At 59.5% G+C, this 26,229-nt stretch carries 28 protein-coding genes; 7 read left to right on the forward strand and 21 right to left on the reverse strand.

Features of this window, described 5'->3' with window-relative positions:
• Positions 1-655 precede the first annotated feature (655 nt).
• On the reverse strand, positions 656-2,164 hold the full coding sequence (locus tag ACTJJ7_RS14510; protein ID WP_130268991.1) for an AMP nucleosidase: 1,509 nt from the start codon (positions 2,162-2,164) through the stop codon (positions 656-658).
• Between the two features lie 169 nt (positions 2,165-2,333).
• Between ACTJJ7_RS14510 and ACTJJ7_RS14515 the strand changes: the two genes are divergently transcribed.
• Positions 2,334-3,035 (forward strand): glutathione S-transferase N-terminal domain-containing protein, encoded by a 702-nt coding sequence (locus tag ACTJJ7_RS14515; RefSeq protein ID WP_130268992.1) that lies wholly within the window; start codon positions 2,334-2,336, stop codon positions 3,033-3,035.
• A gap of 71 nt (positions 3,036-3,106) precedes the next feature.
• Here ACTJJ7_RS14515 and ACTJJ7_RS14520 read toward each other — a convergent pair whose 3' ends face one another.
• The 3 genes from ACTJJ7_RS14520 to ACTJJ7_RS14530 are packed head-to-tail and all read right to left on the reverse strand — an operon-like array spanning position 3,107 to position 4,856.
• On the reverse strand, positions 3,107-3,511 hold the full coding sequence (locus ACTJJ7_RS14520; RefSeq protein WP_440967671.1) for a GFA family protein: 405 nt from the start codon (positions 3,509-3,511) through the stop codon (positions 3,107-3,109).
• 19 nt (positions 3,512-3,530) lie between these two features.
• On the reverse strand, positions 3,531-4,319 hold the full coding sequence (locus tag ACTJJ7_RS14525; RefSeq protein WP_440967672.1) for a DUF899 domain-containing protein: 789 nt from the start codon (positions 4,317-4,319) through the stop codon (positions 3,531-3,533).
• Positions 4,320-4,379: 60 nt separating this feature from the next.
• Positions 4,380-4,856, reverse strand: coding sequence for an SRPBCC domain-containing protein (locus tag ACTJJ7_RS14530; RefSeq protein ID WP_440967674.1), 477 nt, complete (start codon positions 4,854-4,856; stop codon positions 4,380-4,382).
• 214 nt (positions 4,857-5,070) lie between these two features.
• Here ACTJJ7_RS14530 and bla point away from each other — a divergent pair, with 214 nt between their 5' ends.
• Entirely contained in the window at positions 5,071-5,955 is an 885-nt protein-coding gene (bla, locus tag ACTJJ7_RS14535; protein ID WP_440967676.1) for a class A beta-lactamase, read from the forward strand.
• Between the two features lie 60 nt (positions 5,956-6,015).
• Here bla and ACTJJ7_RS14540 read toward each other — a convergent pair whose 3' ends face one another.
• Positions 6,016-6,363, reverse strand: a complete 348-nt coding sequence (locus tag ACTJJ7_RS14540) for a DUF2147 domain-containing protein (RefSeq protein WP_440967678.1) — start codon at positions 6,361-6,363, stop codon at positions 6,016-6,018.
• 471 nt (positions 6,364-6,834) lie between these two features.
• On the opposite strand from ACTJJ7_RS14540, the gene ACTJJ7_RS14545 reads away from it, so the two are divergent.
• Positions 6,835-7,101 (forward strand): sel1 repeat family protein, encoded by a 267-nt coding sequence (locus tag ACTJJ7_RS14545; protein WP_105736011.1) that lies wholly within the window; start codon positions 6,835-6,837, stop codon positions 7,099-7,101.
• Between the two features lie 63 nt (positions 7,102-7,164).
• On the opposite strand, the gene ACTJJ7_RS14550 is transcribed toward ACTJJ7_RS14545, so the two are convergent.
• Positions 7,165-8,025: a LysR family transcriptional regulator gene (locus ACTJJ7_RS14550; RefSeq protein WP_105736009.1), complete on the reverse strand. Its 861-nt coding sequence runs from the start codon at positions 8,023-8,025 to the stop codon at positions 7,165-7,167.
• A 109-nt stretch (positions 8,026-8,134) separates the two neighbouring features.
• Between ACTJJ7_RS14550 and ACTJJ7_RS14555 the strand changes: the two genes are divergently transcribed.
• Together ACTJJ7_RS14555 and ACTJJ7_RS14560 are read left to right on the forward strand one after the other, a co-directional pair.
• A complete protein-coding gene (locus ACTJJ7_RS14555) occupies positions 8,135-8,347 on the forward strand; it encodes a hypothetical protein (RefSeq protein ID WP_440967680.1) in 213 nt (70 codons plus the stop codon).
• A 525-nt stretch (positions 8,348-8,872) separates the two neighbouring features.
• Entirely contained in the window at positions 8,873-9,082 is a 210-nt protein-coding gene (locus ACTJJ7_RS14560; protein WP_105736005.1) for a hypothetical protein, read from the forward strand.
• A 125-nt stretch (positions 9,083-9,207) separates the two neighbouring features.
• Here the strand turns inward: ACTJJ7_RS14560 and ACTJJ7_RS14565 are convergent, their stop codons facing one another.
• From ACTJJ7_RS14565 to ACTJJ7_RS14595, 7 genes are all read right to left on the reverse strand, one after another.
• Entirely contained in the window at positions 9,208-9,735 is a 528-nt protein-coding gene (locus tag ACTJJ7_RS14565) for a Dps family protein (RefSeq protein ID WP_440967683.1), read from the reverse strand.
• Between the two features lie 102 nt (positions 9,736-9,837).
• Positions 9,838-11,847: an ATP-binding protein gene (locus ACTJJ7_RS14570; protein ID WP_440967868.1), complete on the reverse strand. Its 2,010-nt coding sequence runs from the start codon at positions 11,845-11,847 to the stop codon at positions 9,838-9,840.
• 20 nt (positions 11,848-11,867) lie between these two features.
• The gene (locus ACTJJ7_RS14575) at positions 11,868-13,475 is read right to left on the reverse strand and encodes a carboxyl transferase domain-containing protein (protein WP_440967685.1); all 1,608 of its coding nucleotides are present in this window, start codon (positions 13,473-13,475) and stop codon (positions 11,868-11,870) included.
• Positions 13,476-13,483: 8 nt separating this feature from the next.
• A complete protein-coding gene (locus tag ACTJJ7_RS14580) occupies positions 13,484-13,852 on the reverse strand; it encodes a type II toxin-antitoxin system VapC family toxin (RefSeq protein ID WP_440967687.1) in 369 nt (122 codons plus the stop codon).
• A gap of 13 nt (positions 13,853-13,865) precedes the next feature.
• Entirely contained in the window at positions 13,866-14,276 is a 411-nt protein-coding gene (locus tag ACTJJ7_RS14585; protein ID WP_440967688.1) for an AbrB/MazE/SpoVT family DNA-binding domain-containing protein, read from the reverse strand.
• Between the two features lie 95 nt (positions 14,277-14,371).
• Positions 14,372-15,535 carry an isovaleryl-CoA dehydrogenase gene (locus tag ACTJJ7_RS14590; protein WP_105735995.1) on the reverse strand — a complete coding sequence of 388 codons (1,164 nt, stop codon included), beginning with the start codon at positions 15,533-15,535 and terminating at the stop codon, positions 14,372-14,374.
• Position 15,536: 1 nt separating this feature from the next.
• Positions 15,537-16,157, reverse strand: a complete 621-nt coding sequence (locus ACTJJ7_RS14595; RefSeq protein ID WP_105735993.1) for a TetR/AcrR family transcriptional regulator — start codon at positions 16,155-16,157, stop codon at positions 15,537-15,539.
• A 234-nt stretch (positions 16,158-16,391) separates the two neighbouring features.
• Here ACTJJ7_RS14595 and ACTJJ7_RS14600 point away from each other — a divergent pair, with 234 nt between their 5' ends.
• Positions 16,392-16,847, forward strand: a complete 456-nt coding sequence (locus ACTJJ7_RS14600; RefSeq protein WP_440967870.1) for a hypothetical protein — start codon at positions 16,392-16,394, stop codon at positions 16,845-16,847.
• A gap of 44 nt (positions 16,848-16,891) precedes the next feature.
• On the opposite strand, the gene ACTJJ7_RS14605 is transcribed toward ACTJJ7_RS14600, so the two are convergent.
• The 6 genes from ACTJJ7_RS14605 to ACTJJ7_RS14630 form a co-directional block, all read right to left on the reverse strand.
• Positions 16,892-17,308, reverse strand: coding sequence for a DUF423 domain-containing protein (locus ACTJJ7_RS14605; RefSeq protein ID WP_440967691.1), 417 nt, complete (start codon positions 17,306-17,308; stop codon positions 16,892-16,894).
• 60 nt (positions 17,309-17,368) lie between these two features.
• On the reverse strand, positions 17,369-18,469 hold the full coding sequence (locus ACTJJ7_RS14610) for a pyridoxal phosphate-dependent aminotransferase (protein ID WP_440967693.1): 1,101 nt from the start codon (positions 18,467-18,469) through the stop codon (positions 17,369-17,371).
• Between the two features lie 49 nt (positions 18,470-18,518).
• Positions 18,519-19,376, reverse strand: a complete 858-nt coding sequence (locus ACTJJ7_RS14615) for a sulfite oxidase heme-binding subunit YedZ (protein WP_440967695.1) — start codon at positions 19,374-19,376, stop codon at positions 18,519-18,521.
• A 110-nt stretch (positions 19,377-19,486) separates the two neighbouring features.
• On the reverse strand, positions 19,487-20,134 hold the full coding sequence (locus ACTJJ7_RS14620; RefSeq protein WP_440967697.1) for a VOC family protein: 648 nt from the start codon (positions 20,132-20,134) through the stop codon (positions 19,487-19,489).
• Positions 20,135-20,307: 173 nt separating this feature from the next.
• Positions 20,308-20,622, reverse strand: a complete 315-nt coding sequence (locus tag ACTJJ7_RS14625) for a hypothetical protein (RefSeq protein WP_440967699.1) — start codon at positions 20,620-20,622, stop codon at positions 20,308-20,310.
• Positions 20,623-20,733: 111 nt separating this feature from the next.
• Positions 20,734-20,991: a hypothetical protein gene (locus ACTJJ7_RS14630; RefSeq protein ID WP_105735979.1), complete on the reverse strand. Its 258-nt coding sequence runs from the start codon at positions 20,989-20,991 to the stop codon at positions 20,734-20,736.
• A gap of 108 nt (positions 20,992-21,099) precedes the next feature.
• Here ACTJJ7_RS14630 and ACTJJ7_RS14635 point away from each other — a divergent pair, with 108 nt between their 5' ends.
• Positions 21,100-21,378 (forward strand): hypothetical protein, encoded by a 279-nt coding sequence (locus ACTJJ7_RS14635; protein ID WP_130502121.1) that lies wholly within the window; start codon positions 21,100-21,102, stop codon positions 21,376-21,378.
• 249 nt (positions 21,379-21,627) lie between these two features.
• On the opposite strand, the gene ACTJJ7_RS14640 is transcribed toward ACTJJ7_RS14635, so the two are convergent.
• Both ACTJJ7_RS14640 and ACTJJ7_RS14645 read right to left on the reverse strand, forming a co-directional pair.
• A complete protein-coding gene (locus ACTJJ7_RS14640; protein WP_105735977.1) occupies positions 21,628-24,849 on the reverse strand; it encodes an efflux RND transporter permease subunit in 3,222 nt (1,073 codons plus the stop codon).
• Positions 24,850-24,887: 38 nt separating this feature from the next.
• Positions 24,888-26,108, reverse strand: coding sequence for an efflux RND transporter periplasmic adaptor subunit (locus tag ACTJJ7_RS14645; RefSeq protein WP_130269006.1), 1,221 nt, complete (start codon positions 26,106-26,108; stop codon positions 24,888-24,890).
• Positions 26,109-26,229: the final 121 nt, after the last annotated feature.

A 26,229-nucleotide genomic window follows, 5' to 3' on the forward strand; every position in this document is an offset into this window, starting at 1 on the left:
GATGGGCCACCCGACCATAGCAATGGCCTTGCTCTCAAAACTGGAGGTGACGCGATGTGGTATCTGCCGCTGAGCATCACACTGGAAGTGAAAAGAACCCGGACTAGCTGGACGCTGGTCATCCGGGTTCAATTCACTATCTAGAAAAAGGAGGTGGGCGAAAGCCCATCTCCACTCCAGAAGAATACGGTATCCTGGCCCAAATTCCAAGCCGATTTTCCGTCGATGATCCGCCTATCACCTCAAAACAGCCTGCTACAACAACCGTGAAATGCAGAGCTTCTCAGCGCTCAACCCTGCATTCGTTGCTGTTTTCGTGGAATTTGCAAAGGTGCCCGTCACGCAGGCATTTGAGAGTGAAGCAGCATGCACCGAGCCAGCCGGTGCATCGGGAGGATGGGCCACCCGACCATGGCAATGGCCTTGCTCTCAAAACTGGAGGTGACGCGATGTGGTATCTGCCGCTGAGCATCACGCTGGAAATGAAAAAAACCCGGAGCAGCTGGTCACTGATCCTCCGGGTTCATTTCATATCCTAGAAAAAGGAGGTGGGCGAAAGTCCACCTCCACTCCAGAAGAATACGACATTCTGTCCGTACTTCCAAGCAACAATTGCCAAATCATCAGGCCATCCGCCGAGAAAAGCTCGTCTCTACTACTGAAAGGCCATCTCGAAGAAGCTGCGCAACTTGCGCGAGTGCAGTTTTTCGGGCGGCATTTCCGCCAGCTTCTCCAGGGCGCGAATACCGATCTGCAAATGCTGGGCCACCTGACGCTTGTAGAACTCCGTTGCCATGCCCGGCAGCTTCAATTCGCCATGCAGCGGTTTGTCGGAGACGCACAGCAGCGTTCCATAGGGCACGCGGAAGCGGAAGCCGTTGGCGGCAATGGTTGCCGATTCCATGTCGAGTGCAATGGCGCGCGATTGCGACAGCCGCTTCACCGGTCCGCGCTGGTCGCGCAGTTCCCAGTTGCGGTTGTCGATGGTGGCAACCGTACCCGTGCGCATGATGCGCTTCAGGTCGTAGCCCTCAAGTCCGGTGACTTCAGCGACCGCCTGTTCGAGCGCCACCTGCACTTCAGCCAGCGCCGGGATCGGTACCCAGACCGGCAGGTCGTCGTCAAGCACGTGATCCTCACGCACATAGGCATGGGCCAGCACATAGTCGCCGAGCGCCTGCGTGTTGCGCAGCCCGGCGCAATGGCCGAGCATCAGCCATGCATGCGGCCGTAGAACGGCGATGTGGTCCGTGATGGTCTTGGCGTTGGACGGGCCGACGCCGATATTGACCATGGTGATGCCGGCATTGTCTTTCTTCGCCAGATGATAGGCAGGCATTTGCGGCAGCCGTCCAATCGGTACGCCCGACGTCGGTGCATCGTCACCGGCTTCGGTGATCAGGTTGCCCGGTTCGATGAACCGCTCGTAGCCGCCGCCGCCCTCGGCCATCAGCCGCCGCGCCAGGGCACAGAACTCATCGATGTAGAACTGATAGTTGGTGAAGAGGACATAGTTCTGGAAATGCACCGGGCGGGTCGCGGTGTAGTGCGACAGGCGATGCAGGGAATAGTCCACGCGCTGCGCCGTGAACGGCGACAGCGGCATGATCCCGTCAAGATCGTCGGTCTCATATTCGCCATTGACGATCCGATCGTCCGTCGCGTTGAGATCGGGGACATCGAAGAGATCGCGCAGCGGGCGCTGGAACGCATCGGCAACCGAGGATTCCACATAGGTGCCTTCGAGGAAGGCAAAGTGAATGGGGATCGGCGTGGTCGATTCCTGTACGGTCACCGGGCCGCCATGATTGCGGATTAGCAGCCTGATCTGTTCTTCCAGATAGTTTTCAAAAAGGTCAGGCCGGGTGATGTTGGCAGAGTACTGGCCGGGCGCAGAGACGTGGCCGAAGGCAAGGCGGGAGTCGATCTGCGCATAGCTTGATGTGGACAGGCGCACTTCCGGATAGAAGGCGCGAAAATGGGTGTTGTTCTCCACTTCGCCCTTGGCGACCCTGTCGAAGCCATCGCGCAAAAACTGCGTGTTCCGCTCGTAAAGGGCGATCAGCGCCTGTACGGCGGCTTTCGCGTCGGTAAATTCCTCGGGTTCAACATGGGGCGGCATGCTGATGGCGACGGGTTTCTTTGTTCCGATTCGATTGTTCATGCCCTTAATATAGTGAAAACGGATGTCAGTTGGGAGATGGCAAAAAGCCTGAAATTTCAATTCGTTTCAGAGCTCCCGTCAAAGTCCGCGAAAATCGGGTTCCGGCTATTGCGATCGGGCATCGGGCACCTATGTTTGACCGGATAGACTTTGCTCCCGGGAGATCGATATGACGACGCAGACCAAGCCGATTGAACTCTATTATTGGCCGACACCCAACGGCTGGAAAATTTCCATCATGCTGGAGGAGCTTGGGGTTCCCTACGATCTCAAGCTGGTCAATATCGGCAAGGGCGAGCAATTCGAGCCGTCATTCCTCAAGATCGCGCCCAACAATCGCATGCCCGCGATCATCGACCCGGAAGGGCCCGGGGGCGAGCCGATCTCCGTGTTTGAATCCGGTGCCATCCTGCAATATCTCGGCCGCAAGTTCGGCAAGTTCTATCCGCAGGACGAGCGCAAGCGTGTCGCCGTGGAAGAGTGGCTGTTCTGGCAGGTCGGCGGCCTCGGGCCGATGGCGGGGCAGGCACATCATTTCCGGCAATATGCGCCTGAAAAGATCGAATACGGCATCAACCGCTACACCAACGAGGTCAACCGTCTTTATGGTGTGATGAACCGGCGTCTGGAAGGCCGGGACTATCTTGCCGGTGACTATTCCATCGCCGATATGGCGTCATTCGGCTGGGTTGTCTCCTACGCCAATCAGGGGCAGGATCTCAATGATTTTCCCAATCTCAAGCGCTGGTTCGAGACCGTAGCTGCACGACCGGCTGTTCAAAGGGGCAGGGATCTGGGCAAGGAAGCGCGCCGTAATCTTGCCGACGACAAGGAAGCGCAGAAAATCCTGTTCGGCCAACGGGCGCGCTGACCGGGAAGCAGCTGCAGAAAATCATCAAATCCCCGGATTTGCCGCTGCAATCCCGGGGATTTCTCATGATGTTACAGGTGCCGGATTTCTGCCGGCGCCTCTCCCCAGTTGTCATGCAGGCCGTCCTGATATTCCAATGGGGCCGCCAGCAGCTCCTCCAGCGAAAGGTCATCGAGAACGGACAGGTTGACGGCATAGAAGGGTCCGCCCATCACCTCCAGATTGCCCTGTCCGAACGGCTTGACGCCGCAGGTCCTGCAGAAGGAATGCGTGATGGTTTTGCTGCCGAACTGATATTGCGTGAGATTGTCGGCACCTGCGAGAATCTGCAGCGCATCGCCACCGATAAAGGCTTTCCAGAACCGCAGCTTGCCGCAGAACGAGCAATTGCATTTGCTCGTACCGGCATCGAGATCGATGCTGCATTCGAAACGCACGGCCTGGCAATGACAGCTGCCATGATAGGTTTTTTTCATCGGATAGCTCCTGGGTAAATCAGTGGCAGCACGCGTCATCGGCGGATTTGGCCGTGCCGGCATATTCGTCATGGCGCTTGACCCAGTTCTTGCCGAGGCCGTCGAGATCGGGCGTGCCATCCCAGCCCTCCTGCCGGCCCAGCGGCGTCAGGTCGAGATAGTTGTAGGTGCCCAGCTGCAGGTCGCCGCCGCGGCCATAACTTGAATAGGTGTGGTAGACGGTATCGCCGTCGCGCAGGAAGACGCTTGTTCCGGGCTGCTCGCCCCGCATGAACCAGGGCATGCCCTTGCGTTCATATTCCTCGGCCGTTGTGTAGTTGTAGACGGGCGGCATGACGGCCTCATCCAATGTCACGTGAAAATCATAGTTGAAATCACTGCCGTGAGACGACACCCACGGGAATGTCCAGCCCATGCGTTTTCTGTAGGCTTCGATTTCGGCGAGGGGCGCGCGCGATACAACCACCAGCGTGGTGTCACGGGCGTGCAGGTGCGCCAGATTGCCGATACTGTCGGCAAGGAAGGAGCAGCCGGGGCAGCCTTCGCCTTCGCCCGGTCCCAGCATGAAATGATAGACGATCAGCTGGCGGCGCCCCTCGAACAAATCGTACAGGCCGAGCTTGCCCTTCGGCCCCTCGAACACATAATCCTTTTCGATCTGCACCATCGGAAGCGCACGGCGCTCGCGGTTCAGGGCATCGCGCTGTCTGGTGAACGCCTTTTCCTTCAGCAGAAAGGCCTTTCTGGCCTTGTCCCACTCGGCGCGGGAAACAACCTTGCGGTCGTCAGGGTGTGCATGGGTGTTCATCGTTTCCTCCTTGATATTGGTTCAAGCGATAATCAGTCCATAAGCGGGGGCATACGCTCCTCAGTGAAGACGGCCCAGCGGCTCGACATAGGCCTCCAGCCGTTCCATGCATTCGGTCCAGCCATTCTCATGCGAATCCCGATCTTCGGCGGAATCGAACGGTGCCTGGTGGAAGACGAGCTTTGTGCGTTGTCCCTGTGCGCTCAGGGTGACCGTCACCAGCGTCTGCGGCCCCTGCAGTCCGTCGGTGTCCTCCCAGGCAAAGGTGAAGACGATCCGCTCCGGCTCGACGATTTGCGTGTAGTGGCCGACCATCCAGGCCTCCTCGCCATCGGGAGAGCGGATGGACGAGCGATAGGCGCCGCCCTCTTTGAAATCCATCTGGCAGCTCGGGCAGGTGAAATTCTTCGGTCCCCACCAGCGCATGACATGTTCCGGCTGCGACCATGCCTTGAAGACAAGCGCTACAGGTGCATCGAGGATCCGGACGATTGTCAGTTCGTGATCATTGTCTCTGCGGGCCAGCGCTGCGGTCATGATTGCTCTTGCTCCCTGTGGCGAACCGTTTGCTCATAACTGATAGGTTAAATAACCTGATGGTTTATTACACTTTGATTTTGCCAAGGTCAACATTGCCGGGGCTCACTTTTTTGCGTCACACATTTTCCTTGGAAAGCGCCACATCTGGCATCAGTTTCCGCTCCGGCAAGGACCGCCTTGCGATTCACGATGTCGGAGATGGAGATGAAACATGTCAGGTCATATTACACGCCGCGCTGCACTTGTTGGGTCGATGCTGGTTGTTCCGGCTCTATCGCTGTCGATCAGGTCGGCCGGCGCGGCGCAGGAATGGGATTTCGAAACCGCGTTCAAAGACCTGGAGAAGGCAAGCGGTGCACGCCTTGGGGTTTCGGTGCACGATACGGGCAGCGGTAAACGCATCGGCTACCGCGAGAAAGAGTTGTTTGCCATGTGCAGCACGTTCAAGTTCTTTGCCGCCGCTGCCATTCTTTCACGGGTGGATCAGAAGAAGGAGAAACTCGACCGGGTCATCCGATATGGGAAGTCCGATCTTGTGACCTATTCACCCGTTACCGAAAAGCATGTGGCCGACGGCATGACGCTTTCGGCCATTTGCGAGGCGGCCATCACCTGGAGCGACAATGCTGCTGGAAACCTGATGCTCGATGCGCTGGGCGGATCGCATGGGATGACGGATTATGCGCGCGCCCTGGGTGATACGATCAGCCGGCTGGACCGGCGCGAGCCTGAACTCAATGAAGCCAAACCCGGCGATCCGAGAGATACAACGACGCCCGCCGCCATGCGTGAAAATCTGGAAAAGACCGTTCTCGGGACCGCCCTGTCGGAACCGTCGCGCAAGCAGCTCACCGATTGGCTGGTCGGCAACAAGGTTGGTGACAAGCGTCTGCGGGCAGGGCTGCCAAAAGACTGGAAGGTCGGCGACAAGACTGGAACCAGCGACAGCGGCATGGCCAATGACGTTGCGGTGATCTGGCCACCTGATCGCAAGCCCATTGTGCTGACCGTCTATCTCTATGATCCCAAGGGGACGCCGGACAGCCGCAACCTCATTCATCAGAAGGTGGCGCGCCTCGTTGCGGACCATATCTGACACGGACAAACAAACCCCCGCGGGAGCCGTGCGCTCCCGCAGGGGGCAGTGGTTTGAAAATTACTGGCGTGTCAGGCTTTCGCTCTTGCAGATGAGCCCGCCCAGAACGCAGCCGGACAGTGACAGGGTGTTGCCGCTGACGCTGGCCTTGCCATTATAGGTCTTGCCCTCGTCGAGCTTGTTGACCTGCCCCTTATAGGTCCCGCCCTTGCCGGACATCTCGCCGATGGATTTGCCTTTGTATTCACCGGTCAGCACCGTGCCGCAATACTTGTCCGCTCCGCAGGACGAGTATTGGATAAGCGTGCCGGTCGGCCGCTTCCACGTGCCGACGATCGGTTCTTCGGCCAGTACCGGACCGGCCATCAATACGACGCTGGCGCATGCCAATAAAAACGTGCGATTCATATGTTCCTCCCGATAAGGGTTGTGCGGCAAATGGGATCTCTCCTCGTCCATTTGCATGTCCCTTACGTAAACGTAATTCAAAAAAACCGTGAAAGGAAGCCTTGTGTGCGCCCGCAGCCGGGGTTTTTTGCATCCGGGCGGCGTGGAACGGCGGGGAGATTCCAGCCTGAACGGAGGCAAGCCCGGCAAAAAGAAGCTGCGCCTTGGTTAGCAAAGGCTTGAAATCGGATAACGGCATTTTAAGCGAATTTGATCCAAATGCCTGCAATTGCTGGGGCGATATATTTAATGAATTCCGAAGTTTACCAGTTGTTTTTGTTTTGTTTGGCTCCAGTTAATCATGCCCCTTAACAGCAATTTGAGGGCTGTGTGGCATTCTCGAAAACATCGAAAGAGCACGCCAAAACAAACAAATCAGGCGGTTCTCAGAAGTCTAACAGGGCTTATCGGTTTAAACAGGGACTCGGTAAAATGGCACGCTTTGATCTTCAGAATATCGATGCCGGACATGTCGGCGGCACCGCGGAAACGGACATCCTTTTCGAAATGGGCATCATGTATGCCACGGGCCGTGACTGCGCCGTTGATCATGTCGCCGCACACAAATGGTTCAACATCGCTGCAATCAAAGGCAGCGAACGGGCTGCGGAGCTGCGGGCCGAACTGGTGAAAACCATGACCAAGGCCGATCTGGCGACCGCCATGCGCGAAGCCCGCGAATGGATGACCACGCACTGAATGGCCGATGATTGGCGCGCGTTGCGTGGTTCGACACGAAAGAGTGGTTCCCTAGGGAATTGCTCACCCCATGGGTTGGAACGCATCGCGGATCACCTTGGCCATGCCGTCAATCGCCGGGCTCGTCATCCGCGGATTGCGGCGCAGCACCACATTTGATGAATCAATGACCGGGAAACCCTCCGCATCGGTCAGTTCACGGCAGCCCGGCGGAATATTGCTGCGCGCCAGCGGGGCGATGGCAAGGCCAGAAACCGCGGCTATTTTCAGCCCACCGCCCGTATCGCAGCTATAGGCCACGCGATAATCGATCCTGTTGCGCTCCAGCGATCCGATGGCGAATTTCCGGCACCAGTCCGACCGCTCATAAATCGCGATGGGTACGGGCGCGATTTCATGCACGCAATGCACCTCCGACGTGACCCAGACGGTGGGGTCGACAAACAAAACCTCGCCGGTTGTCGGCGGCTCCCAGTTGAAGATGACGGCAAGGTCAAGCTGATCGGCATCCAGCGCGGCCAGTTGCTGCGCCGAATATCCGCATTTGACCGTTACCTCCACCTGCGGATGCTGGCTGGCAAAGGCGGCAAGCGCGCGCGGCAGCACCGTATAGCCATATTCTTCGGGAATGCCGATCCGCACGGGGCCGCCGAGCGGCTTGGCCCGGATCGCCGCCATGGTTTCATCCAGCAGCGCGACGATGCGCTGCGCGTTGACGAGCAGCGCTTCGCCCTGGGCGGTCAGCGCAACGCCGCGTGAGCCGCGGGCAAAAACGCTTTCGCCCAGAACCTCTTCAAGCCGCTTGATCTGAATGCTTACGGCCGATTGCGTGCGTCCGATCTTTTCCGCCGCGCGGGTGACATTTCCGGCCGTTGCCACGGCCAGGAATGTGCGCAGCAGGTCACTGTCAAGCGGAGGATTCATGCGGCACCTGTGATTAAAATTTCGAATGACAGGCATAATTTCTATTCGTTTGATGTATGTCAATGCTTGGGTCAAGCATGGTGGTCGTTCACCATTCGAGACCAGTGCCATGCCGGTTTTCCGCCTGATTTCAAATCTTTGGAAGGTTGTGCAAAGCGCTGATCGGGAAGCGCGCCAACTCGCGGCCCTGTCACGCAAGCCGGATGAACATTTGCTGCGCGATGCTGGCGTCACGCGGCAGGACGTGGCCGGGATCGCCCGCTATTATCGCCTGAAACGGCTGCGGGCATACCTGCTGCGCGGGAACAGACGTCATCGCTGACGGCGCAGCCGGACCGGCGCTCACACTCTTCTTTGCGATTTCCACATTATTGACGCAATCAGGACGAGATTATCGGATTGATTGCAACCTAGCCGTTAGACTGCGTCGCGATGTGGTAGATCGTTGTTCGCAGGATAGGGTTGCAACCCAGCACGTTTTGAATTGCTGTGCTTTAATCGAGGAGGGGTGCAAAATGAGGGGCAAGAGATGTGCTTTATGACCTTAAGGTAATTATTGAATTTTTATTGTAAATATTAAAGAATATGTAGATTAAAATATATTAGTTATTATTATTTACAGAATTGATTATGTATTAAATATTATTATCTAGTTTATTTTATCTTTGTGGTGTGAATTTCTGTGAGATGCTATGATTAAACTTGTCATGAAAGTTATGATAGTTAATTCGAATTAATGTGGTTTTTTAGTGAGTCTTTCGCAACTCTTAGGGGTTGCGAACACTGGGATATCAGTTAAGTAAACGGTTTATGGAATTTTCTGATTCTTGAAGAAGACGGGGAAGTTATGCAGGACGAGCTTGGGGCATTATTATCAAAGTTGAGCCATGCTCAAAAAGAGTTGATAATTTTGACTGCAAAGACCAATAGTTTTCCTGACAATAACACCCTGAGAAGGATAGCCACGCTGGCGTTGAATATTTCCGCCGTGGAAGCCCTTATCGCCGATACGCAGAACCGCGACAAGCGCGCGAAAATGACCAAGGCAAACGATTAGAGCCTTTGCTGCTTCAACGGAACTGGTTCCATTGAAGCAGCAAAGGCTTGAAACGGCATGCTGCCGTTTGCCCGCGAGGGCGGGGTCCATGCCGTTTGTTCAGGTCAATCTTCTCTTTTCTGCGATCAGACGCTGGCGGGACCCGTGCGGGTTGCTTCGAACAGGAACCAGTGGCGGCGCTCGGATTCATCGATGTAATTCTCGATGATGCTGGTTGTGGCGCTGTCATGATAGTCGCTGCAAAGCTCGTGCACCTGGCGCAGATAGCTGATGAAACTCTTGGTATCGTCGCGCAGCTCGGCCAGCATGTCCTCCGGCGTGACGAAATTGGCGTCATTGTCGAGCAGGCGCTGCTGGGCGGAAATCTGCCCGATGGAACGCAGGGTTGTCCCGCCGATCTTGCGCACGCGCTCGGCCAGGACATCGGTCATGTCAAAAATCTGCGCAGCCTGTTCGTCCAGCAGCAGATGGTAGTCGCGGAAATGCGGGCCGCTCATGTGCCAATGGAAATTCTTCGTCTTCAGATAGAGGGCGAATGTATCGGCAAGCAGCGCGTTGACGGCGGCTGCGATGTCACGGGTTGCCTCTGCTCCGAGGTCACTGGGGGTTGCGGTGGGCGCGCGTTTGATCGTCTGCAGTGATTTGGTAGCCATGGTCGATCTCCTCTGCTGTGAACGGGAAATTCCTGCGACTGAAGTAGGCGGCTGGTGCTGGTTACAGATATACGACTAGCACGACTGTTTGTCATTTCTGCTTCAAATCTTGGTCAACACGGCAGCTTCCGTCTCTTCAAAGCGGACAAGGGCTGTCTTCTCCTTGACCTGCGATCCCTCGCTGACGATCTCGGCGATCCTGCCGTCATGCGGGGCGGTGATGGAGTGTTCCATTTTCATGGCCTCCAGCACCAGGAGAACCTGCCCCTTCTTGACGAGATCGCCGGCGGAGACCCGGACGGATTTCACCAGACCCGGCATGGGTGCGGTCAGCCGGTCGCCCGCGCCGCCCGCCTCTTCGGCCTGCTGCAGGGGATCCGGCACCGCGAAGGTTGCCACGACGCCCCTGGCGATGATTGCGATGCCTTGCGGGATTGCAGCGGTTTTCGCGCGCAGGTTGATGCCCTTGCCGGTGATATGCCAGCCATTCCCATCGCGCCGGACCCGCAGGTCAAGGGTGTCATCGGGCGCGGTGACCTCGAAACGGTCATCGCCCAGAACCGCAATGCCATAGCGGGTGATATGGCCGGGCTCGCCCAGCGTCACCGGATATTGCGATGGCGCGAGATGGCTGTAGCCGCGCAGGGCTGTCCAGGGATCGTCGGAGACGACCTTTGTCAGGAGGCCGCTGGCGTAAAGCACGGCCAATTCCCGGGCACCCGCGGGCATGGCCACGGGAACGACAAGGCTGTGAAGGTCGCGGTCGATCAGCCCCGTATCGACATCCCCGGCGGCAAAGCCCGGATGGCGTGCCAGTGCGGCCAGAAACGCCGCATTGGTGACCGTTCCCGCAATCTCCGTGTGCAGGAGGGCATCTTCCATGGCACGCAGGGCGCTCGCACGATCGTTCGCGTGGACGACGATCTTGGCAATCATCGGATCGTAATAGGGGGAAATGGTATCGCCCGGACGAACGCCGGTTTCGATGCGCACCGTACCTTCCCGGACAGCGGCGGGGAAGGTGAGGTGATGCAGCGTGCCGATGGCCGGCAGAAAGCCCTTGGCCGGGTCTTCCGCATAAAGCCGCGCTTCGACGGCATGGCCATTCAGCGGAATCTGCGCCTGCGTCAGCGGCAGGGGTTCGCCTGCCGCCACGCGCAATTGCCATTCCACCAGATCAAGCCCGGTGATCATTTCGGTCACGGGATGCTCGACCTGCAGGCGCGTGTTCATTTCCATGAACCAGAAACCGTCCGGCCGCAGCCCCTGACTGGCATCGACGATGAACTCGATCGTGCCCGCGCCGGAATAGTGGATGGCCTTGGCCGCCTTCACGGCAGCATCGGTCATCGCCGCGCGCATCTCCGGCGTGATGTCGGGAGCAGGGGCTTCCTCGATCACCTTCTGGTGGCGGCGCTGCAGCGAGCAGTCGCGCTCGTAGAGATGCACCGCATTGCCGTGATTGTCGCCGAACACCTGCACTTCGATATGGCGCGGCTTGGCGACGTATTTTTCCACGAGCACCCGGTCGTCGCCGAAGGCGCTCTTGGCTTCGCGCCGTGCGCTGCCCAGTGCTTCGGCGAAATCATCGGGGCTGTCGACCTTGCGCATGCCCTTGCCGCCGCCGCCCGCGCGTGCCTTGATCAGCACGGGATAGCCGATCTCGCGCGCCTTGGACGCGAGCACGACGAGTTCCTGCGCTTCGCCGTGATAGCCGGGAACGACAGGCACGCCGGCCTTTTCCATCAGCCGCTTGGCGGCATCCTTAAGGCCCATGGCACGGATGGAATCCGCCGAGGGGCCGATGAACACCAGTCCGGCCTTGACCACGGCATCGACAAAGCCGGGGTTTTCCGACAGGAACCCATAGCCCGGATGAATGGCTTCGGCGCCCGTATCGATGGCCGCCTGAATGATGCGGTCGGCGCGCAGATAGCTTTCCGATACGGAGGAGCCGCCAATATGCACGGCCTCGTCGGCCATCGCCACATGCAGTGCATCGGCGTCGGCGTCGGAATAGACGGCGACGGTGCCGATGCCCATCTTCTGCGCCGTGCGGATGACCCGGCAGGCAATTTCACCGCGATTGGCAATGAGGATTCTGGAGAACATTGTTGTCATGGTTTTTCTCCTTACATCCTGAAGATACCGAATGTGGTATCCTCCACGGGTGCATTCAGGGCTGCGGAAAGTGAAAGGGCGAGAACCTCACGGGTTTTGGCCGGGTCGATGATGCCGTCGTCCCACAGGCGGGCCGAGGAGTAGAGCGGATGGCCCTCGCGCTCGTATTTTTCCAGGATCGGCGCGCGGAAGGCTGCCTCGTCGCTGGCTGGCCAGTCACCGCCCTTGCGCTCGATCCCCTCGCGCTTGACCAGCGCCAGCACCGTTGCCGCCTGTTCGCCGCCCATGACGGAAATGCGGGCATTGGGCCACATCCACAGGAAGCGCGGCGAGAAGGCGCGGCCGCACATGCCGTAATTGCCTGCCCCAAACGAGCCGCCGATGATCATCGTCACCTTGGGCACGCGCGCCGTGGCAACCGCCGTCACCAGCTTGGCGCCGTCCTTGGCAATACCGCCCGCCTCGTAGGAACGGCCGACCATGAAACCGGTGATGTTCTGCAGGAAGACCAGCGGAATGCCGCGCTGGGTGCACAGCTCGATGAAGTGCGTGCCTTTCAGCGCGCTTTCGGAAAACAGCACGCCATTGTTGGCGATGATGCCGACCGGCATGCCGTAGAGATGGGCAAAGCCGGTGATCAGGCTGGTGCCGTAATTCTGCTTGAACTCGTCGAATTCGGAACCGTCGACCACGCGGGCGATGACTTCGCGCACATCATAGGGCTGGCGCAGGTCGGTCGGCACGATGCCGTAGAGTTCACGCGGATCGTAAAGAGGCGGACTCACTTTGCGAAGGTCGAGCCCTATCTCTTTCTTTCGATTCAGGTTTCCGACGATGCGCCGGGCGATGGCAAGCGCATGGGCATCGTCCATGGCATAGTGATCGGCAACGCCGGACTCGCGCGTATGCACCTCGGCGCCGCCAAGGTCCTCCGCTGTCACATCCTCGCCGGTCGCAGCCTTCACCAGCGGCGGGCCGGCAAGAAAGATGGTCGCCTGGCCTTTGACCATGATGGTTTCTTCCGACATGGCCGGCACATAGGCACCGCCCGCCGTGCACGATCCCATGACCACGGCAATCTGCGGAATCCCCGCCGCCGACATGTTCGCCTGGTTGTAGAAAATGCGGCCAAAATGTTCGCGGTCCGGGAAAACCTCGTCCTGGTTCGGCAGGTTCGCGCCGCCGGAATCGACGAGATAGATGCAGGGGAGGTTGTTCTGCATGGCGATTTCCTGCGCGCGCAGATGCTTCTTCACGGTGAGCGGATAATAGGTGCCGCCCTTGACCGTGGCATCGTTGACGACGATCATCACCTCCTTACCGGAAACGCGGCCGATCCCGGCGATCAGTCCGGCCGACGAGATTGTGTCGCCATACATGTCCCAGGCAGCAAACTGGCCGATTTCCAGAAAGGGCGAGCCGGGATCAAGCAGCTGAGCCAGCCGGTCGCGCGGCAGCAGTTTGTTGCGCGCGGTATGGCGCTTGCGTGCTTCGTCGGTGCCGCCCTTGCTCACCAGCGCAGCCTTGGCCTTGATGTCGTCGACAAGGGCGCGCATGCGCTCCGCATTGGCGGCAAAGGTTTCGGATGTGGTGGTGATCTGGGACTGAAGTATGGTCATGTATTCTCCTATCGGATCACTTCGATGTGGCAGCCGACATCAAGGTCAGCCCAGGCGCGGTCGGTGGTGATGGCAGTGGCGCCTTCCCGTATGGCAAGAGCAAGGCAGGCACGGTCGCCGAGTGAAAGACCCTTGTGACGGGTTGCCGGACGGAGCAATGCGGCGGTCAGCGCGAGATCTTCGTCATGATCAGCGAAGGTAATTCCGTGTGAGCCAAGAAAATCGAAGGCGGCGCGCGCAGGAACGTTTCCATCGGCACAACGTGTCAAGATTTCGGTCAGATTCACGGTTGAACACAAGGCGCCCTTTATCCGGCCAACGGCGTGTTCAACGCGCGGCTCCTTGAGGAAAATCGCCAGAACAATTGATGCGTCCACGACCACTTTCATACTAGCGACGCGGCTCCTTATCCGGAGACGGTTCGTTTGCACGCTCCATCGCTTCCCGATGCAGGCGATCAAATCGTTCGTCCGAAGCACGCTGTTCGGCGAGCCTGTCTGCAATGAATTCGTCGACGAAGCTTACGCCGGGCTTCCTGAGTTTGCTTGCTATGGCTTGTACCCGTTTGAGCGCCATCGTCGCCGATATAACATGCAGGACGCCGTCCACGACACGCAGCGCGACACCTTCGCCCGGTGAAAGCTCCATGAGTTTGCGCAGCTCTGCCGGGATCACGAGCCGCCCGCCTTCGCCGACCGTTGCACTGATGGTTTTCGATTCAATTACCGGCGGTTGTGTAGGGGAATGGTCAAATTTGTGAGGCTCCTCTTCGAAGCCTTTGGCGCCTTTATCAGAAACCATGTCGAACTCCTCACGCCACAATGGCAGAAATCTGCCATCATTCATAAAACATGGCAATTCTACCAAAGAATGACATAAAATAGAATTCATGCCATTCACGCGCTCTCCCCGAACATTTCGCGCCCGATCAGCATGCGGCGGATTTCACTGGTGCCTGCACCGATTTCGTAGAGCTTGGCGTCGCGCAGCAGCCGTCCGGTCGGGTAATCATTGATGTAGCCATTGCCGCCGAGCGCCTGGATGGCTTCGAGCGCACACCAGGTGGCCTTCTCAGCCGCATAGAGAATGCAGCCGGCCGCATCCTTGCGTGTGGTCTCGCCGCGGTCGCAGGCCGCAGCAACCGCATAGACATAGGCGCGCGAGGCATTCATCGTCGTGTACATGTCGGCAAGCTTGCCCTGCATCAGCTGGAATTCGCCGATCGGCTGGCCGAACTGCTTGCGCTCATGCACATAGGGCACCACCACATCGAGGCAGGCGGCCATGATGCCGAGCGGACCGCCGGCGAGCACGACCCGTTCATAATCGAGGCCGGACATGAGGATGCGCACGCCCTTGCCCTCTTCGCCGAGCACGTTCTCGAACGGGATCTCGCAATCCTCGAACACCAGTTCGCAGGTGTTGGAGCCGCGCATGCCGAGCTTGTCGAGCTTTTGCGCCGTGCTAAAACCCTTGACGCCTTTCTCGACCAGAAACGCCGTCATGCCGCGCGATCCGGCGGCGGGATCGGTCTTGGCGTAGACAACAAGCGTGTCGGCATCGGGACCGTTGGTGATCCACATCTTGTTACCGTTCAGCACATAGCGGTCATTCTTCTTGTCGGCCCGCAGCTTCATCGACACGACATCGGAACCGGCACCGGGTTCGGACATGGCGAGTGAACCCACATGCTCGCCCGAACACAGCTTTGGCAGGTATTTCGCCTTCTGCGCGTCCGTGCCCCAGCGGTTGATCTGGTTCACGCAGAGGTTGGAATGCGCGCCGTAGGACAGGCCGACGGACGCCGATGCGCGGGAAATCTCCTCCACGGCAATGGCATGGGCGAGATAGCCGAGGCCCGAGCCGCCGAAATCCGGGTTTGCCGTCATGCCGAGCAGGCCGAGCGCGCCCATTTCCTGCCAGAGATGCATGGGGAACTGGTTGGACCGGTCGGTTTCGGCGGCAAGCGGCGCAATGCGTTCCTGCGCGAACCGGTGCACTGTCTCGCGCAGCGCTTCAAGATCGTCCGAAAGTCCAAATCGCAGACCTGACTGATACATGCTAATCTCCCATGTCCTTTGTCGTGAAGTTCTTGGCGCCCACAAGGCGCAATCCCATAGTGACGTATTTTTCCGCAATCTGCGTGACAGTAAGCCTGTCGTCCGGGCGAAACCAGACATTCACCCCGGTGGTCATGGCGATGATGGCCCGGGTCGTCAGCGGAATATCGTCGATATCGAATTGACCGGATGTGCTGCCCGCCTCGAGGATCAGCCGCAACTCGTTCTCATAGACCGCCCGCAGCGCCACCAGTATGGCCAGCTTCATCCCCTGCAGGCTGCGCAGTTCCATATTGGCAATGTGCACATCGTCGCGGCGCTCCACATGGTAGCGGATGTGAAAGCGGATGAAGGCGGCAAGACGTTCGAGCGGCACTGTCACGTCCCGGCTTTCGGCTTGCCAGGCCGCCAGCAGCCGGTCCATGTGGTCGCGCATCACGGCAAAGAGCAGGTCCTGCTTGGTGGGGTGATAGCGGTAGAGGGCGGCAGGCTGCACGCCGACTTTCTCCGCCAGCTGGCGCATCGACATGGCCTCATAACCCACCTTGGCAATCAGCCGCCGTGCCGCGGTATGAATCGCTGCCTGAGTCTTTTCGCCGTCTGAGCCGATTGTTCGCGCCATGCGGCATTAATAAAACGATCGTTCAATTCATTCAAGCGGGAAATTCAACTGCCGGTACCGGTTTTCACAACTGCGAGGTGAAGGATATCAGACGAAGTGATGAGAGGCGCCTGGTGGTGGCGCGGCGCAAAATCGGGTAGATTCAGTTTATTGCCAGTCTTCACTATGCCTTTGCCAGTCTTCACTATGCCTTTGATTGAATAGCGTTTTTCAAAAGACTGAGAGTTGAAATCCATGGTTGGTCGAGAATTCAAACATCTGTTGCCTGCGCTGGCCGCTGCAATTGTTCTGCTGGCAGGGGGTGTGCCGGCGCAGGCTGTTTCAATGAAGGAATGCAGCGCAAAGTACAAAGCCGCACAAGCGGCGGGCAGCGCGAAAAGCTGGAACGAATTCCGCAAGGAGGAATGCGCGAAAGCGCCATTTGCGGCGGCGGCGGATGAGGCGCAGGGGGCCGGTACGCAGGCCGCGCCAAAGGGCAGCGAGACGGCCGGGGTGACGAAGTCGCCGGTGTTTCCAAGCGCTGTCTCAAGCAAGTTCGCGGCGGAGAAACCGGCCAGGGCGCGTATGCATACGTGCCTGGAGCAGTATCACATCAACAAGGACAACAACACACTCGGCGGCATGCGCTGGATCGAGAAAGGCGGTGGTTACTACAAGCTTTGCAATGCCAGGCTGAAGGGGACGACGTGATCTGCCCGGCTCGGCCAGGTTGAGCGCGGACAGACAGGCGATTATTACCGCTTGAAATCGAGGGCCCGGAGACCCGTGGCGGCGATGAGCAGCCAGCCAAGGATGAGCAGTGTGCCGCCTGCAGGCGCGGCGTAGGGGAACAGGCGGTCGCCGGTGATGTCGCGGGAAGCGAGATCACCGATGAACAGGATGAGGCCGAGCAAAAGCGCGAGGCCGCCGCCATAGGCCGCGCGGCTGATTTTCGCCAGGATTGCAAGGGCGAGGAAAGCCGGGGCATGGATGAACAGGATGGGGGCAATCGTGCTCATATGGGCGCTGGCGCTGTGTGCGGCGGCGGCATAGGCGGCGATGCCGGCGGCGCCGATGAGGCCGCCAAGGGCCGCGAATGTCCGGTTGATCGCGTGCCGGTGTGGGGTGCCGCTGTTGGTATCACCAGGGCGGGTATCGCCATTCAAAGCCATATTCGGTTCCAGTCCATGTCGGTGCAGTTCTGATCTGCTCTCGCAGTCTGCGATCCAGATTTACTTCAGTGCAGCCAGTGTCTCGGTGAGCTTTTCCTCGAACAGGCCCAGTTCCTCGTCCAATCCGACACTGACACGAATGCAGCGGTCAAGCACGGGAGCCATGGGCTTGCGGACGAAAATGTCGCGCTCGATGAGGCCGCTCAGCACGCTGGCGGCATAGGTGCCATCGCGTCCGCAATCGATGGTGACGAAATTGGTGGCGGACGGAATGGCAGCGAGGCCGTTCCTGGCGGCGATGGCGGCAATGCGGTCGCGCCCGGCAATGATCCGCGCTACCACCGCATTGAGATAGGGTTGATCGGCAAGGGCGGCCAGCGCTGCGATCTGCACCATGCGGTTCATGCCGAAATGGTTGCGGATCTTGTCGAAGGCGGTGATCTGGCGCTCCCCGCCAATGGCGTAGCCGCAGCGCATGCCGGCGAGGCCATAGGCTTTGGAGAAGGTGCGCATGCGCAGCACATTGGGCCGCGAGACGTCGATGGCGGGCAGGGCGGAAGCCGGGGCGGTCTCGCCATAGGCTTCGTCAAGAATCAGCAGGGTGGTTTCGGGCAGGGCGGCGATGAAGGCGCTGATTTCCGATGCCTCGTGCCATGTTCCCATGGGGTTGTCGGGATTGGAGAAATAGACCAGCGGCGCCTTTTCGCGAATGACGGCATCCAGCAGGGCATCGAGGTCTTCCCGGTCATTCCGGTAGGGAACCGTCACAAGCCGCCCGCCGAACCCGGCCACGTGAAAGTTGAAGGTGGGATAGGCGCCGAGCGAGGTAACAACCGGCGTTCCCTCGCGCACATACTGGCGAACGGTCAGCCCCAGCAGGGTGTCGACGCCTTCGCCGACCACGATATTGCGCGGGGTGACGGCGAGATGGGCGGCGAGTGCCGCTTTCAGGTCGAAATTCTCCGGGTCGCAATATTTCCACACCTCCGGCGCCGCGTCGCGCATGGCTGCGATGACCGATGGTGCCGGTCCAAACCCGCTTTCATTGGCGCCAAGCCGGGCGCGGAACAGCCGGTTGCGCTGGCGTTCCAGTGTTTCCGGTCCGACGAAGGGCACGGTGGAGGGGAGCGATTCAATCAGGGGTGTAAGCTGCGGTTCCATGGCCACAGCGATAGCATTTTTTCCGGCGGTGAAAAGCAAAACCTGTCTGTTATTTCGGTGTGACAGGATTGAGTTTGCGCGCCTGCCGGTTTGCCACCGGCTTTATGCCAACCCATAGGGCCGGAAGCAGCGCCGCCGCCAGCACCCACCACATCGGGCGGATCGAATAGGCGAAGGAAAGGTTGGCCAGCAGCACCCGCATCGGCGGAATTCGGGTGGCGAGCGCGAACCACGCATATTCGGCCAGCGCGGTTGCAAGCGCCGCCAGCACGGCAATGGCGAGCAGCGTCCACGGCGAAGACAGGACAACCCCCCGCGCATGGGCAAAGCGGTAGAGCAGAAGCACAATGAGAAAACCCGCCATCAGCGTTGCCTGCGTGACATCGGCCTTCGACTGCATGAAAAAGTGCAGGACGCCGAGCGTCGCCAGCGGATAGGCGAGCGCGTGCAGCCGGTTCCAGTTCCTGCCCATGCGGCGGATCATGCCATCGGTGGAGGTCACGCCAAGCGCAACCAGGCCTAGCAATGCGGTGAAGCCGATCAACAGGTAGATGCGCAGCCAGATCTCGCTGGCCACCCGCAGCAGATTGCCGTTCTGGTCGGCGATATAGAGCGAAAAATGCAGGGCCGCATAGGCGAGGGCGGTGAGGCCAAGGATGCGCCGGATCAGGATAAGCCTGTTCCAGCGGGTGATATGGCGCAGCGGCGTTATGGCGAGCGAGATCAGGAAAAAGCGGATCGCCCAGTCACCGGTCTGGTGGATGGCTTCCGTGATGGGCCGCGGTCCGAGAATATTGACCTTATAGCCCGTGGTGATGAACACCAGGGGGATAAAGGCAGCAAGGAGGGCTGCGATTTTGATGGCCGACAGTTTTCCTGCCCGGTCATTCCATGGAAACTTGCTCACGCCGCTGCTTTTCCCTGATCAGATGGCTCCTTACATCCACAGGAATCCGGCGCTGACAAGACAACAAGCCGTGAAAATGCCGGGATATGTGGAGCAGGCCATCCCGCCGCTCAGTCTGCCGGGCCGGCAAACAGAATGAGGTTGCCGTCCGGGTCGGACACGATGAAGTTTCGCGCGCCCCACGGTTCCTTCTTCAGCGTCTGGTGAAAGGACACGCCCGCCGCCTGGAAATCGAGAAAGAGCTGCTTGATCTCGGCGGCGCTGTCGACGGCGATGGCGGCGGAAAGCAGATGTTCCCGGCTGCGGATATCGCCGTTAAAGACGGGCTCGCAGACCAGCCGCAAGGCAAGCTTGGCCCGGTCGCGGCCGAGCTGTCCGTAGAAGGGTGGTTCGCCATAGAGGAAATCAACGGCGAAGCCGAGCTTGCCGGTATAGAAGTCGCATGACCGCTGGATATCGGCGACGAAAAGCTGGGCAGCGATGGAACTGAGGACGGCGCGCGGCGCGGGTTGTTGGCTGGGTGTGCTCATGGTCTGGGCTCCTGATAGGAGCGCCTGCCACCCTTCGAAACCCCGCTGGCGTGCCACAAGTTCCTGCGCATCGCTGAGCCTGAATGGCCCATCCAGCACATCATTGTCATCGAGATGCCGGAACCGCGGCAGGGCGGCCCGGATTTCGGCGGCAACGGGATGATACCGTTCACGATGCCAGCGCAGATACTGCTTGGCTTGCTTTCTGAGGTTTTCGAGGTTCGGCATTGGCGCATCTGTTGTCAATTGACGCAGGCGGGCATTGCCCTTTCGGCCTCGTGCCGATGCGCCCTACGCAGCCCGGCAATAGTCGTGCGAACGGGCGGCCTTTGTCAAGACGGGCCGGCAACACAAAAAATCCGCCGGCGGGAGGCCGGCAGATGCGCAGGAAGCAATGGTGGTCAGGGGCGCTGGGTCGCCAGCCAGCGGTCGGCGCTGGCCCGGCCGAAAACCCGGGCGCGGCGATTATATTCCGCCGTCAGCTGCCGCCGGCTCTCCTCGCGCGCATAGGTCCGCTTGGCGGGGCGGTTCTTGCGGATGCGCGTGGACATGGCATCCTGTTCGGCGCGGGAGCGTGTGGCCTGGGCATTGGCGCCTGGCGCAGTGGCACTCGGGGTGTTGGCACCGGGGGCAGTGGCATTGGGCGTACCTTGTGCCTGGCTTTCAGCAGCAAAAAGACCCGCAGCCACCGCTACGGCAAAAAACAGGCTTCGCATCAATATTGTCCTTTTTGATTCGTCTGTGTTTTGACGGGTGCCAAAAGAGTTCACGACCTTTTCGTGAAGTTTCAAAACCCGTCAAGGGACATCGCTGTCCCTGTTTATATCTTACCAGCGGTAATGGCGGCCCCCATAGATAATCAGGGGTGGCGAATTGAACCGCATGTCGTCGAATTGGGCCCGGTTTGTGGCGCGGCGGTCCAGCTCCAGGTCGAGCAGGCAGCGGGAAAAGGCGTCCGTTCCTCGCTTGAAACCATAGGACGAACAGGTCCGGCCATCGATGGCGCGGCGCTCTTCCGGGGTAATGGTCTGGCATCCGGCAACGAACAGAATGAGAAGCAACACGGAACAGGTTGCACGTTTCATCGGGCTCTCCATGTCGCCGTTATGAGGTGAAAGACGGCGACCAAATCAATTCAATGCACCGAGATTATCACAGAGCACCCGCCCGTGTTATCCCAATTGATTGATTGCATGGAGGAATTGCCGGATAAACGAAATACCCTGAAAAAGAAGGCTCAATCAGATGACGAGGACCCCGGCGAGCATCACGATAATGATCATTCCTGCCAGCAGGGGCAGGATGGACATGTTGGTTTCCGCCGGTTTGGGTTTCAATACCAATTTGGCAAAGTCAGCAGCACCGTGGCTGCGATTTCGGTGACCACAAGGAACACGACCAGAGGGAAGAACCCGTCGCTGATCTTTCTGTTGTCATTGGCTGGTGCAACGCTTGTCAAAGTCTGCTCCTGATTTAAACGACCTCCGCGGAACGCGAAACCCGGTCATGCTCGTCAGTGCCGATAGTCGGCTTGGTCACGCAACTGTAACAGTTTGAAACTTTTTGTCACCCCAAAAAGCGCTTTCCGGTGCCAAACGTCTTTGTGAACGGCCCATTCAGTGGGGTTTTTGCCGGTCAATGCCGAAGAAAACAATGTGGTTTCAGTGACTTGATTCGCGCGGTGCACAGGCGGGAAAACCTGCGCACCGCGCGTGTTTTTTCTACTCGGCCGGAACCGGGGCGGGATGAACCGTGGCCGAATTGTGGCCCGATTCGCCATCGAAGTGGCTTCCCTGACTCGCATGCTTGAGCGGCCGGTTGCCGGTCATCGCGCGAACGAGCACGTAGAAGACCGGTGTCATGAACAGGCCGAACAGCGTCACGCCGATCATGCCCGAGAATACCGCCACGCCCATGGCGCTGCGCATTTCCGAACCTGCACCTGTCGACGTGACCAGCGGAACCACGCCCATGATGAAGGCAAGCGAGGTCATCAGGATCGGGCGCAGCCGCAGGCGGCTGGCTTCGATCACCGCCTTGAACGGCGTCGATCCCGCGAACTCCAGTTCCCGCGCGAATTCCACGATCAGGATGGCATTTTTGGCGGAGAGACCCACAAGCACGATCAGCCCGATCTGTGTGAAGACGTTGTTGTCACCGGCCGTCAGCCAGACGCCGAAGAGGGCGGCAAGCAAACCGAGCGGAACGATCATGATGATCGACAGCGGCAGGGACAGGCTTTCGTATTGGGCCGACAGCACCAGGAACACCAGCAGGATCGACAGCGGGAAGATCAGATAGGCGGAATTGCCGGCAATGATCTCCTGATAGGTCAGCTCCGTCCATTCATAGCCGATGCCGGCCGGGAAGGTCTCGGCGGCGATGCGTTCGACGGCAGCACGCGCCTGTCCGGAAGAGAAACCAGGCGCTGCGTTGCCGTTCACATCGGCGGCAAGGAAGCCGTTGTAACGCATGGCGCGGTCGGGTCCAGCGCTCGACTCCACCTTGAGCAGGGCCGATAGCGGGATCATTTCACCCGACCCCGAGCGGACCTTCAGGTCGCCAATGTCTTCCGCCTTCGCCCGGAAGCCGGAATCGGCCTGCATGCGGACCGAATAGGTGCGGCCGAACTTGTTGAAGTCGTTGACATAGACGGAACCGAGATAGATCTGCAGCGTGTTGAAGATTTCCGGCAGCGAAACGTTGAGCTGGCGTGCCTTGGCACGGTCCACATCGGCGTAAAGCTGAGGAACATTGATCTGATAGCTGGAGAACAGGCCGGTGAGTTCCGGAGCGGTGGCCGCCTTGGCAAGGAATGCCTTGGTGGCATCGTCCAGCGCCTGATAGCCGAGGCCATTGCGGTCCTCGATCTGGAACTTGAAGCCGCCAATGGCGCCCAGGCCCTGCACGGGTGGCGGCGGGAACACGGCACTGAACGATTCCTTGATGCCGAACAACTGCATGTTCAGCGCCTTGGCAATCGCACCGGCGCTCAGGTCCGGCGTCTTGCGCTCCTCGAATGGCTTGAGCGAGACAAAGACGATACCGGCATTGGAGCTGTTGGTGAAGCCGTTGATCGACAGGCCGGGGAAGGCAATGGTGCTCTGCACGCCCGGAATCTTCAGGGCGATGTCACCGATGCGGCGAACGACAGCTTCCGTGCGGTCAAGCGTTGCACCATCCGGCAGCTGGGTGAAGCCGACGAGATACTGCTTGTCCTGCGGCGGCACGAACCCGCCGGGAACACTCTTGAACATGAAGGCCGTCGCGCCGATCAGCAGGATATAGATGCCCATCATCACCGTTTTGCGCGAGATGACCGCGGTCACGCCGCGGCTGTAGCCGTTGGCGCCGCGCGTGAACACCGCATTGAAGCCGCGGAACAGCCAGCCCAGCGTCTTGTCCATGAACCGCGTCAGCGCATCCTTCGGCTCGTCATGGCCCTTCAGAAGCAGGGCGGCGAGGGCCGGGGACAGGGTCAGCGAGTTGAAGGCGGAGATGACGGTCGAGATGGCAATGGTCAGCGCGAACTGGCGGTAGAATTGCCCGGTCAGGCCGCTGATGAAGGCCAGCGGCACGAAAACCGCCACCAGCACCAGCGCGATGGCGATGATCGGACCCGACACTTCGCGCATTGCCTGAACGGTCGCCGCGCGTGGCGCCAGGCCGTTTTCGATGTTGCGCTCGACGTTCTCCACCACCACGATGGCGTCATCCACGACGATACCGATGGCAAGCACGAGGCCGAACAGGCTCAGCGCATTCACCGAGAAGCCGAAGAGATGCATGACGGCGAATGTGCCGATGATCGAGATTGGAACCGCAATCAGCGGAATGATCGAGGCGCGCCATGTCTGCAGGAACAGGATGACCACGAGAACGACGAGCACCACGGCTTCCAGCAGCGTATGCACGACGGCCTCGATGGAAGCACGGACGAACTGCGTCGTATCATAGACGATCTCGTAGCTGACGCCTTCCGGCATGGTCAGCTTCATCTCGTCCATGACCGCACGCACCTGGTCGGCGATCTGGATGGCATTGGAGCCCGGCGCCTGGAAAACGGGGATGGCGACGGCCTGCTTGTTGTCGAGCAGCGAGCGCAGGGAATACTGGGCAGCGCCAAGCTCGATGCGGGCGATATCGCGCAGATGCGTGATGGCGCCATTGGCAGCGGTCTTCACGATGATCTGGCCGAATTCTTCCTCGGTCTGCAGGCGGCCCTGCGCATTGACCGACAATTGCAGGTCGACGCCGTTGGGGCTGGGCGAGGCGCCGATGACGCCGGCGGCGGCCTGGACGTTCTGCGCCCGGATTTCGTTGAGGACATCCGTTGCCGAAAGGCCGAGTTCCGCTGTTTTCTGCGGATCGAGCCACACGCGCATGGAATAGTCGCCCGAACCGAACAGCTGCACGTCGCCGACACCATTGATGCGGGCGAGCCGGTCCTTGATGTTAATCAGCGCGTAATTGCGCAGATAGGTGATGTCATAGCGGTTGTTGGGCGAGATGAGATTGACCACCAGCATCAGGTCCGGTGAACTCTTCACCGTGGTGATGCCGAGGCTGCGCACCTCCTGGGGCAGGCGGGGTTCGGCCTGCGACACGCGGTTCTGCACCAGCTGCTGTGCCTTGTCGGGGTCGGTGCCGATGGCGAAGGTCACGGTCAGGGTCATCTGGCCGTCCGTCGTCGCCTGGCTGCCCATATAGAGCATGCCTTCGACGCCGTTGATTTGTTCCTCGATGGGCGTCGCCACGGTTTCGGCAATGACCTTCGGGTTGGCACCCGGATATTGCGCCCGCACCACGATGGATGGCGGCACGACATCCGGATATTCCGAAACCGGCATGGCCGTCAGCGCGATCAGGCCGCCAAGGAAAATCACGAAAGACAGAACGCCCGCGAAGACCGGGCGGTCGATGAAGAAATTGGAGATATTCATATCACTATCCGCCTGCCCGTTGCGGGGCTTTGATGCGATTACTGTTGTGTCTTGGCCGGATCGGTGGCCAAGGCCTGCAAATTGTGCGCTGCAGCGCCCATGGCGACCATTTCAGGAGCGACGAGCGAACCGGGACGAATCCGCTGCAGGCCGTTGACGACGATCTTTTCCTCCGGCTGCAGGCCGCTGGTGACGATACGCAGGCCTTCTGCCGGTGCCCCGAGCGAAATCTCGCGGTATTCGACGATGTTCTTGTCGTTGACCACCATGACGAACTTCTTGCTCTGGTCGGTGCCGACGGCCTTTTCATCGACAAGCAGCTCCTGCTTCTCATTGGCCGTGCCCATGCGTAGCTTGGCAAACTGGCCCGGCATGAACTTGCCGTCCGCATTGTCAAACACCGCCCGCACCTTGACCGTGCCGCTGGCGACATCGACGCTGTTGTTGATCAGCTGCAGCTTGCCCTTCACGTCGCTCTGGCCGTAAACGTCCATGACGACGGGGATGCGGTCGGAGAAATCGCGGCTGTTGAGACCCTGCGGCAGGTCGGCAAGCGCCTGGGCCACGGTGTTCTCATTGGCTTCGAAGCTGGCATAGATCGGGCTGATCGAGACGATGGTGGTCAAAAGCGGCGAGCTGGGGCCGGAGGCGATCAGATTGCCTGCGGTGATTTCGATGCGGCCGACGCGCCCGCTGATGGGTGCGCGGATTTCGGTGTAACCGAGGTTGAGCATGGCGGTCTTGAGACCGGCCTGAGCGGCTTCGAGATCGGCCTGAGCGCCGCTCTGCACATTGCTGCGCTGGTCATAATCGCTCTGGGACACGGTGCGCGAATCAATCAGGCGCTTGCCGCGTTCCAGTTCGTTCTTGGCGAAGGACAGTTTTGATTCGGCGGCGCTGACGGCGGCCTTTGCCCGGGCGACCTCTGCTTCATAGGGCGCCGGATCGATCTTGACGAGAAGGTCGCCCTGCTTGACCAGAGCGCCTTCCTTGAAAGCGACGGACTGGATCGCCCCGGCGACGCGCGAGCGCAGCTCGACATGGTCAATGGCTTCGAGACGTCCGGAGAATTCGCTCCACCGGGTGATGAGCTTCGGCTGGACAATGGCAACGGAAACCGGGGTTGCAACGGGAGCAGCCTGTTTGCTGGTTTCGGCATGGCTCTTGCCAAGGTCGAACAGCTGGGTGGAGCCCGCGGCTGCGAGCGCCACAATAAAGCCGCCGGCATAGAGTGATCTTTTATAAGTGCTGATTGACATCGTGGTCATCCTGCTTTGAAAGTTGTATCGCCATTGGGAGTGGCTAAACCAAATTCGATCGTTGACGATCGATACCGATCGGTATAAAACGAGATATAAGGCTGCGGTACAGCGGCTGTCA

This window comes from Phyllobacterium sp. 22229, from assembly GCF_052056495.1.
Lineage (GTDB): Bacteria > Pseudomonadota > Alphaproteobacteria > Rhizobiales > Rhizobiaceae > Phyllobacterium > Phyllobacterium myrsinacearum.

Bases quoted from the DNA above. Each gene is read 5' to 3' on its own strand.
- ACTJJ7_RS14510 (WP_130268991.1), bottom strand. From the start codon at position 2,164: ATGAACAATCGAATCGGAACAAAGAAACCCGTCGCCATCAGCATGCCG.
- ACTJJ7_RS14575 (WP_440967685.1), bottom strand. From the start codon at position 13,475: ATGACCATACTTCAGTCCCAGATCACCACCACATCCGAAACCTTTGCC.
- ACTJJ7_RS14565 (WP_440967683.1), bottom strand. From the start codon at position 9,735: ATGGCTACCAAATCACTGCAGACGATCAAACGCGCGCCCACCGCAACC.
- ACTJJ7_RS14600 (WP_440967870.1), top strand. From the start codon at position 16,392: ATGGTTGGTCGAGAATTCAAACATCTGTTGCCTGCGCTGGCCGCTGCA.
- ACTJJ7_RS14620 (WP_440967697.1), bottom strand. From the start codon at position 20,134: ATGCCGAACCTCGAAAACCTCAGAAAGCAAGCCAAGCAGTATCTGCGC.
- bla (WP_440967676.1), top strand. From the start codon at position 5,071: ATGTCAGGTCATATTACACGCCGCGCTGCACTTGTTGGGTCGATGCTG.
- ACTJJ7_RS14645 (WP_130269006.1), bottom strand. From the start codon at position 26,108: ATGTCAATCAGCACTTATAAAAGATCACTCTATGCCGGCGGCTTTATT.
- ACTJJ7_RS14525 (WP_440967672.1), bottom strand. From the start codon at position 4,319: ATGAACACCCATGCACACCCTGACGACCGCAAGGTTGTTTCCCGCGCC.
- ACTJJ7_RS14630 (WP_105735979.1), bottom strand. From the start codon at position 20,991: ATGAAACGTGCAACCTGTTCCGTGTTGCTTCTCATTCTGTTCGTTGCC.
- ACTJJ7_RS14585 (WP_440967688.1), bottom strand. From the start codon at position 14,276: ATGGTTTCTGATAAAGGCGCCAAAGGCTTCGAAGAGGAGCCTCACAAA.
- ACTJJ7_RS14540 (WP_440967678.1), bottom strand. From the start codon at position 6,363: ATGAATCGCACGTTTTTATTGGCATGCGCCAGCGTCGTATTGATGGCC.
- ACTJJ7_RS14530 (WP_440967674.1), bottom strand. From the start codon at position 4,856: ATGACCGCAGCGCTGGCCCGCAGAGACAATGATCACGAACTGACAATC.
- ACTJJ7_RS14515 (WP_130268992.1), top strand. From the start codon at position 2,334: ATGACGACGCAGACCAAGCCGATTGAACTCTATTATTGGCCGACACCC.
- ACTJJ7_RS14570 (WP_440967868.1), bottom strand. From the start codon at position 11,847: ATGTTCTCCAGAATCCTCATTGCCAATCGCGGTGAAATTGCCTGCCGG.
- ACTJJ7_RS14550 (WP_105736009.1), bottom strand. From the start codon at position 8,025: ATGAATCCTCCGCTTGACAGTGACCTGCTGCGCACATTCCTGGCCGTG.
- ACTJJ7_RS14590 (WP_105735995.1), bottom strand. From the start codon at position 15,535: ATGTATCAGTCAGGTCTGCGATTTGGACTTTCGGACGATCTTGAAGCG.
- ACTJJ7_RS14605 (WP_440967691.1), bottom strand. From the start codon at position 17,308: ATGGCTTTGAATGGCGATACCCGCCCTGGTGATACCAACAGCGGCACC.
- ACTJJ7_RS14560 (WP_105736005.1), top strand. From the start codon at position 8,873: ATGCAGGACGAGCTTGGGGCATTATTATCAAAGTTGAGCCATGCTCAA.
- ACTJJ7_RS14595 (WP_105735993.1), bottom strand. From the start codon at position 16,157: ATGGCGCGAACAATCGGCTCAGACGGCGAAAAGACTCAGGCAGCGATT.
- ACTJJ7_RS14520 (WP_440967671.1), bottom strand. From the start codon at position 3,511: ATGAAAAAAACCTATCATGGCAGCTGTCATTGCCAGGCCGTGCGTTTC.
- ACTJJ7_RS14555 (WP_440967680.1), top strand. From the start codon at position 8,135: ATGCCGGTTTTCCGCCTGATTTCAAATCTTTGGAAGGTTGTGCAAAGC.
- ACTJJ7_RS14610 (WP_440967693.1), bottom strand. From the start codon at position 18,469: ATGGAACCGCAGCTTACACCCCTGATTGAATCGCTCCCCTCCACCGTG.
- ACTJJ7_RS14640 (WP_105735977.1), bottom strand. From the start codon at position 24,849: ATGAATATCTCCAATTTCTTCATCGACCGCCCGGTCTTCGCGGGCGTT.
- ACTJJ7_RS14625 (WP_440967699.1), bottom strand. From the start codon at position 20,622: ATGCGAAGCCTGTTTTTTGCCGTAGCGGTGGCTGCGGGTCTTTTTGCT.
- ACTJJ7_RS14635 (WP_130502121.1), top strand. From the start codon at position 21,100: ATGGAGGAATTGCCGGATAAACGAAATACCCTGAAAAAGAAGGCTCAA.
- ACTJJ7_RS14545 (WP_105736011.1), top strand. From the start codon at position 6,835: ATGGCACGCTTTGATCTTCAGAATATCGATGCCGGACATGTCGGCGGC.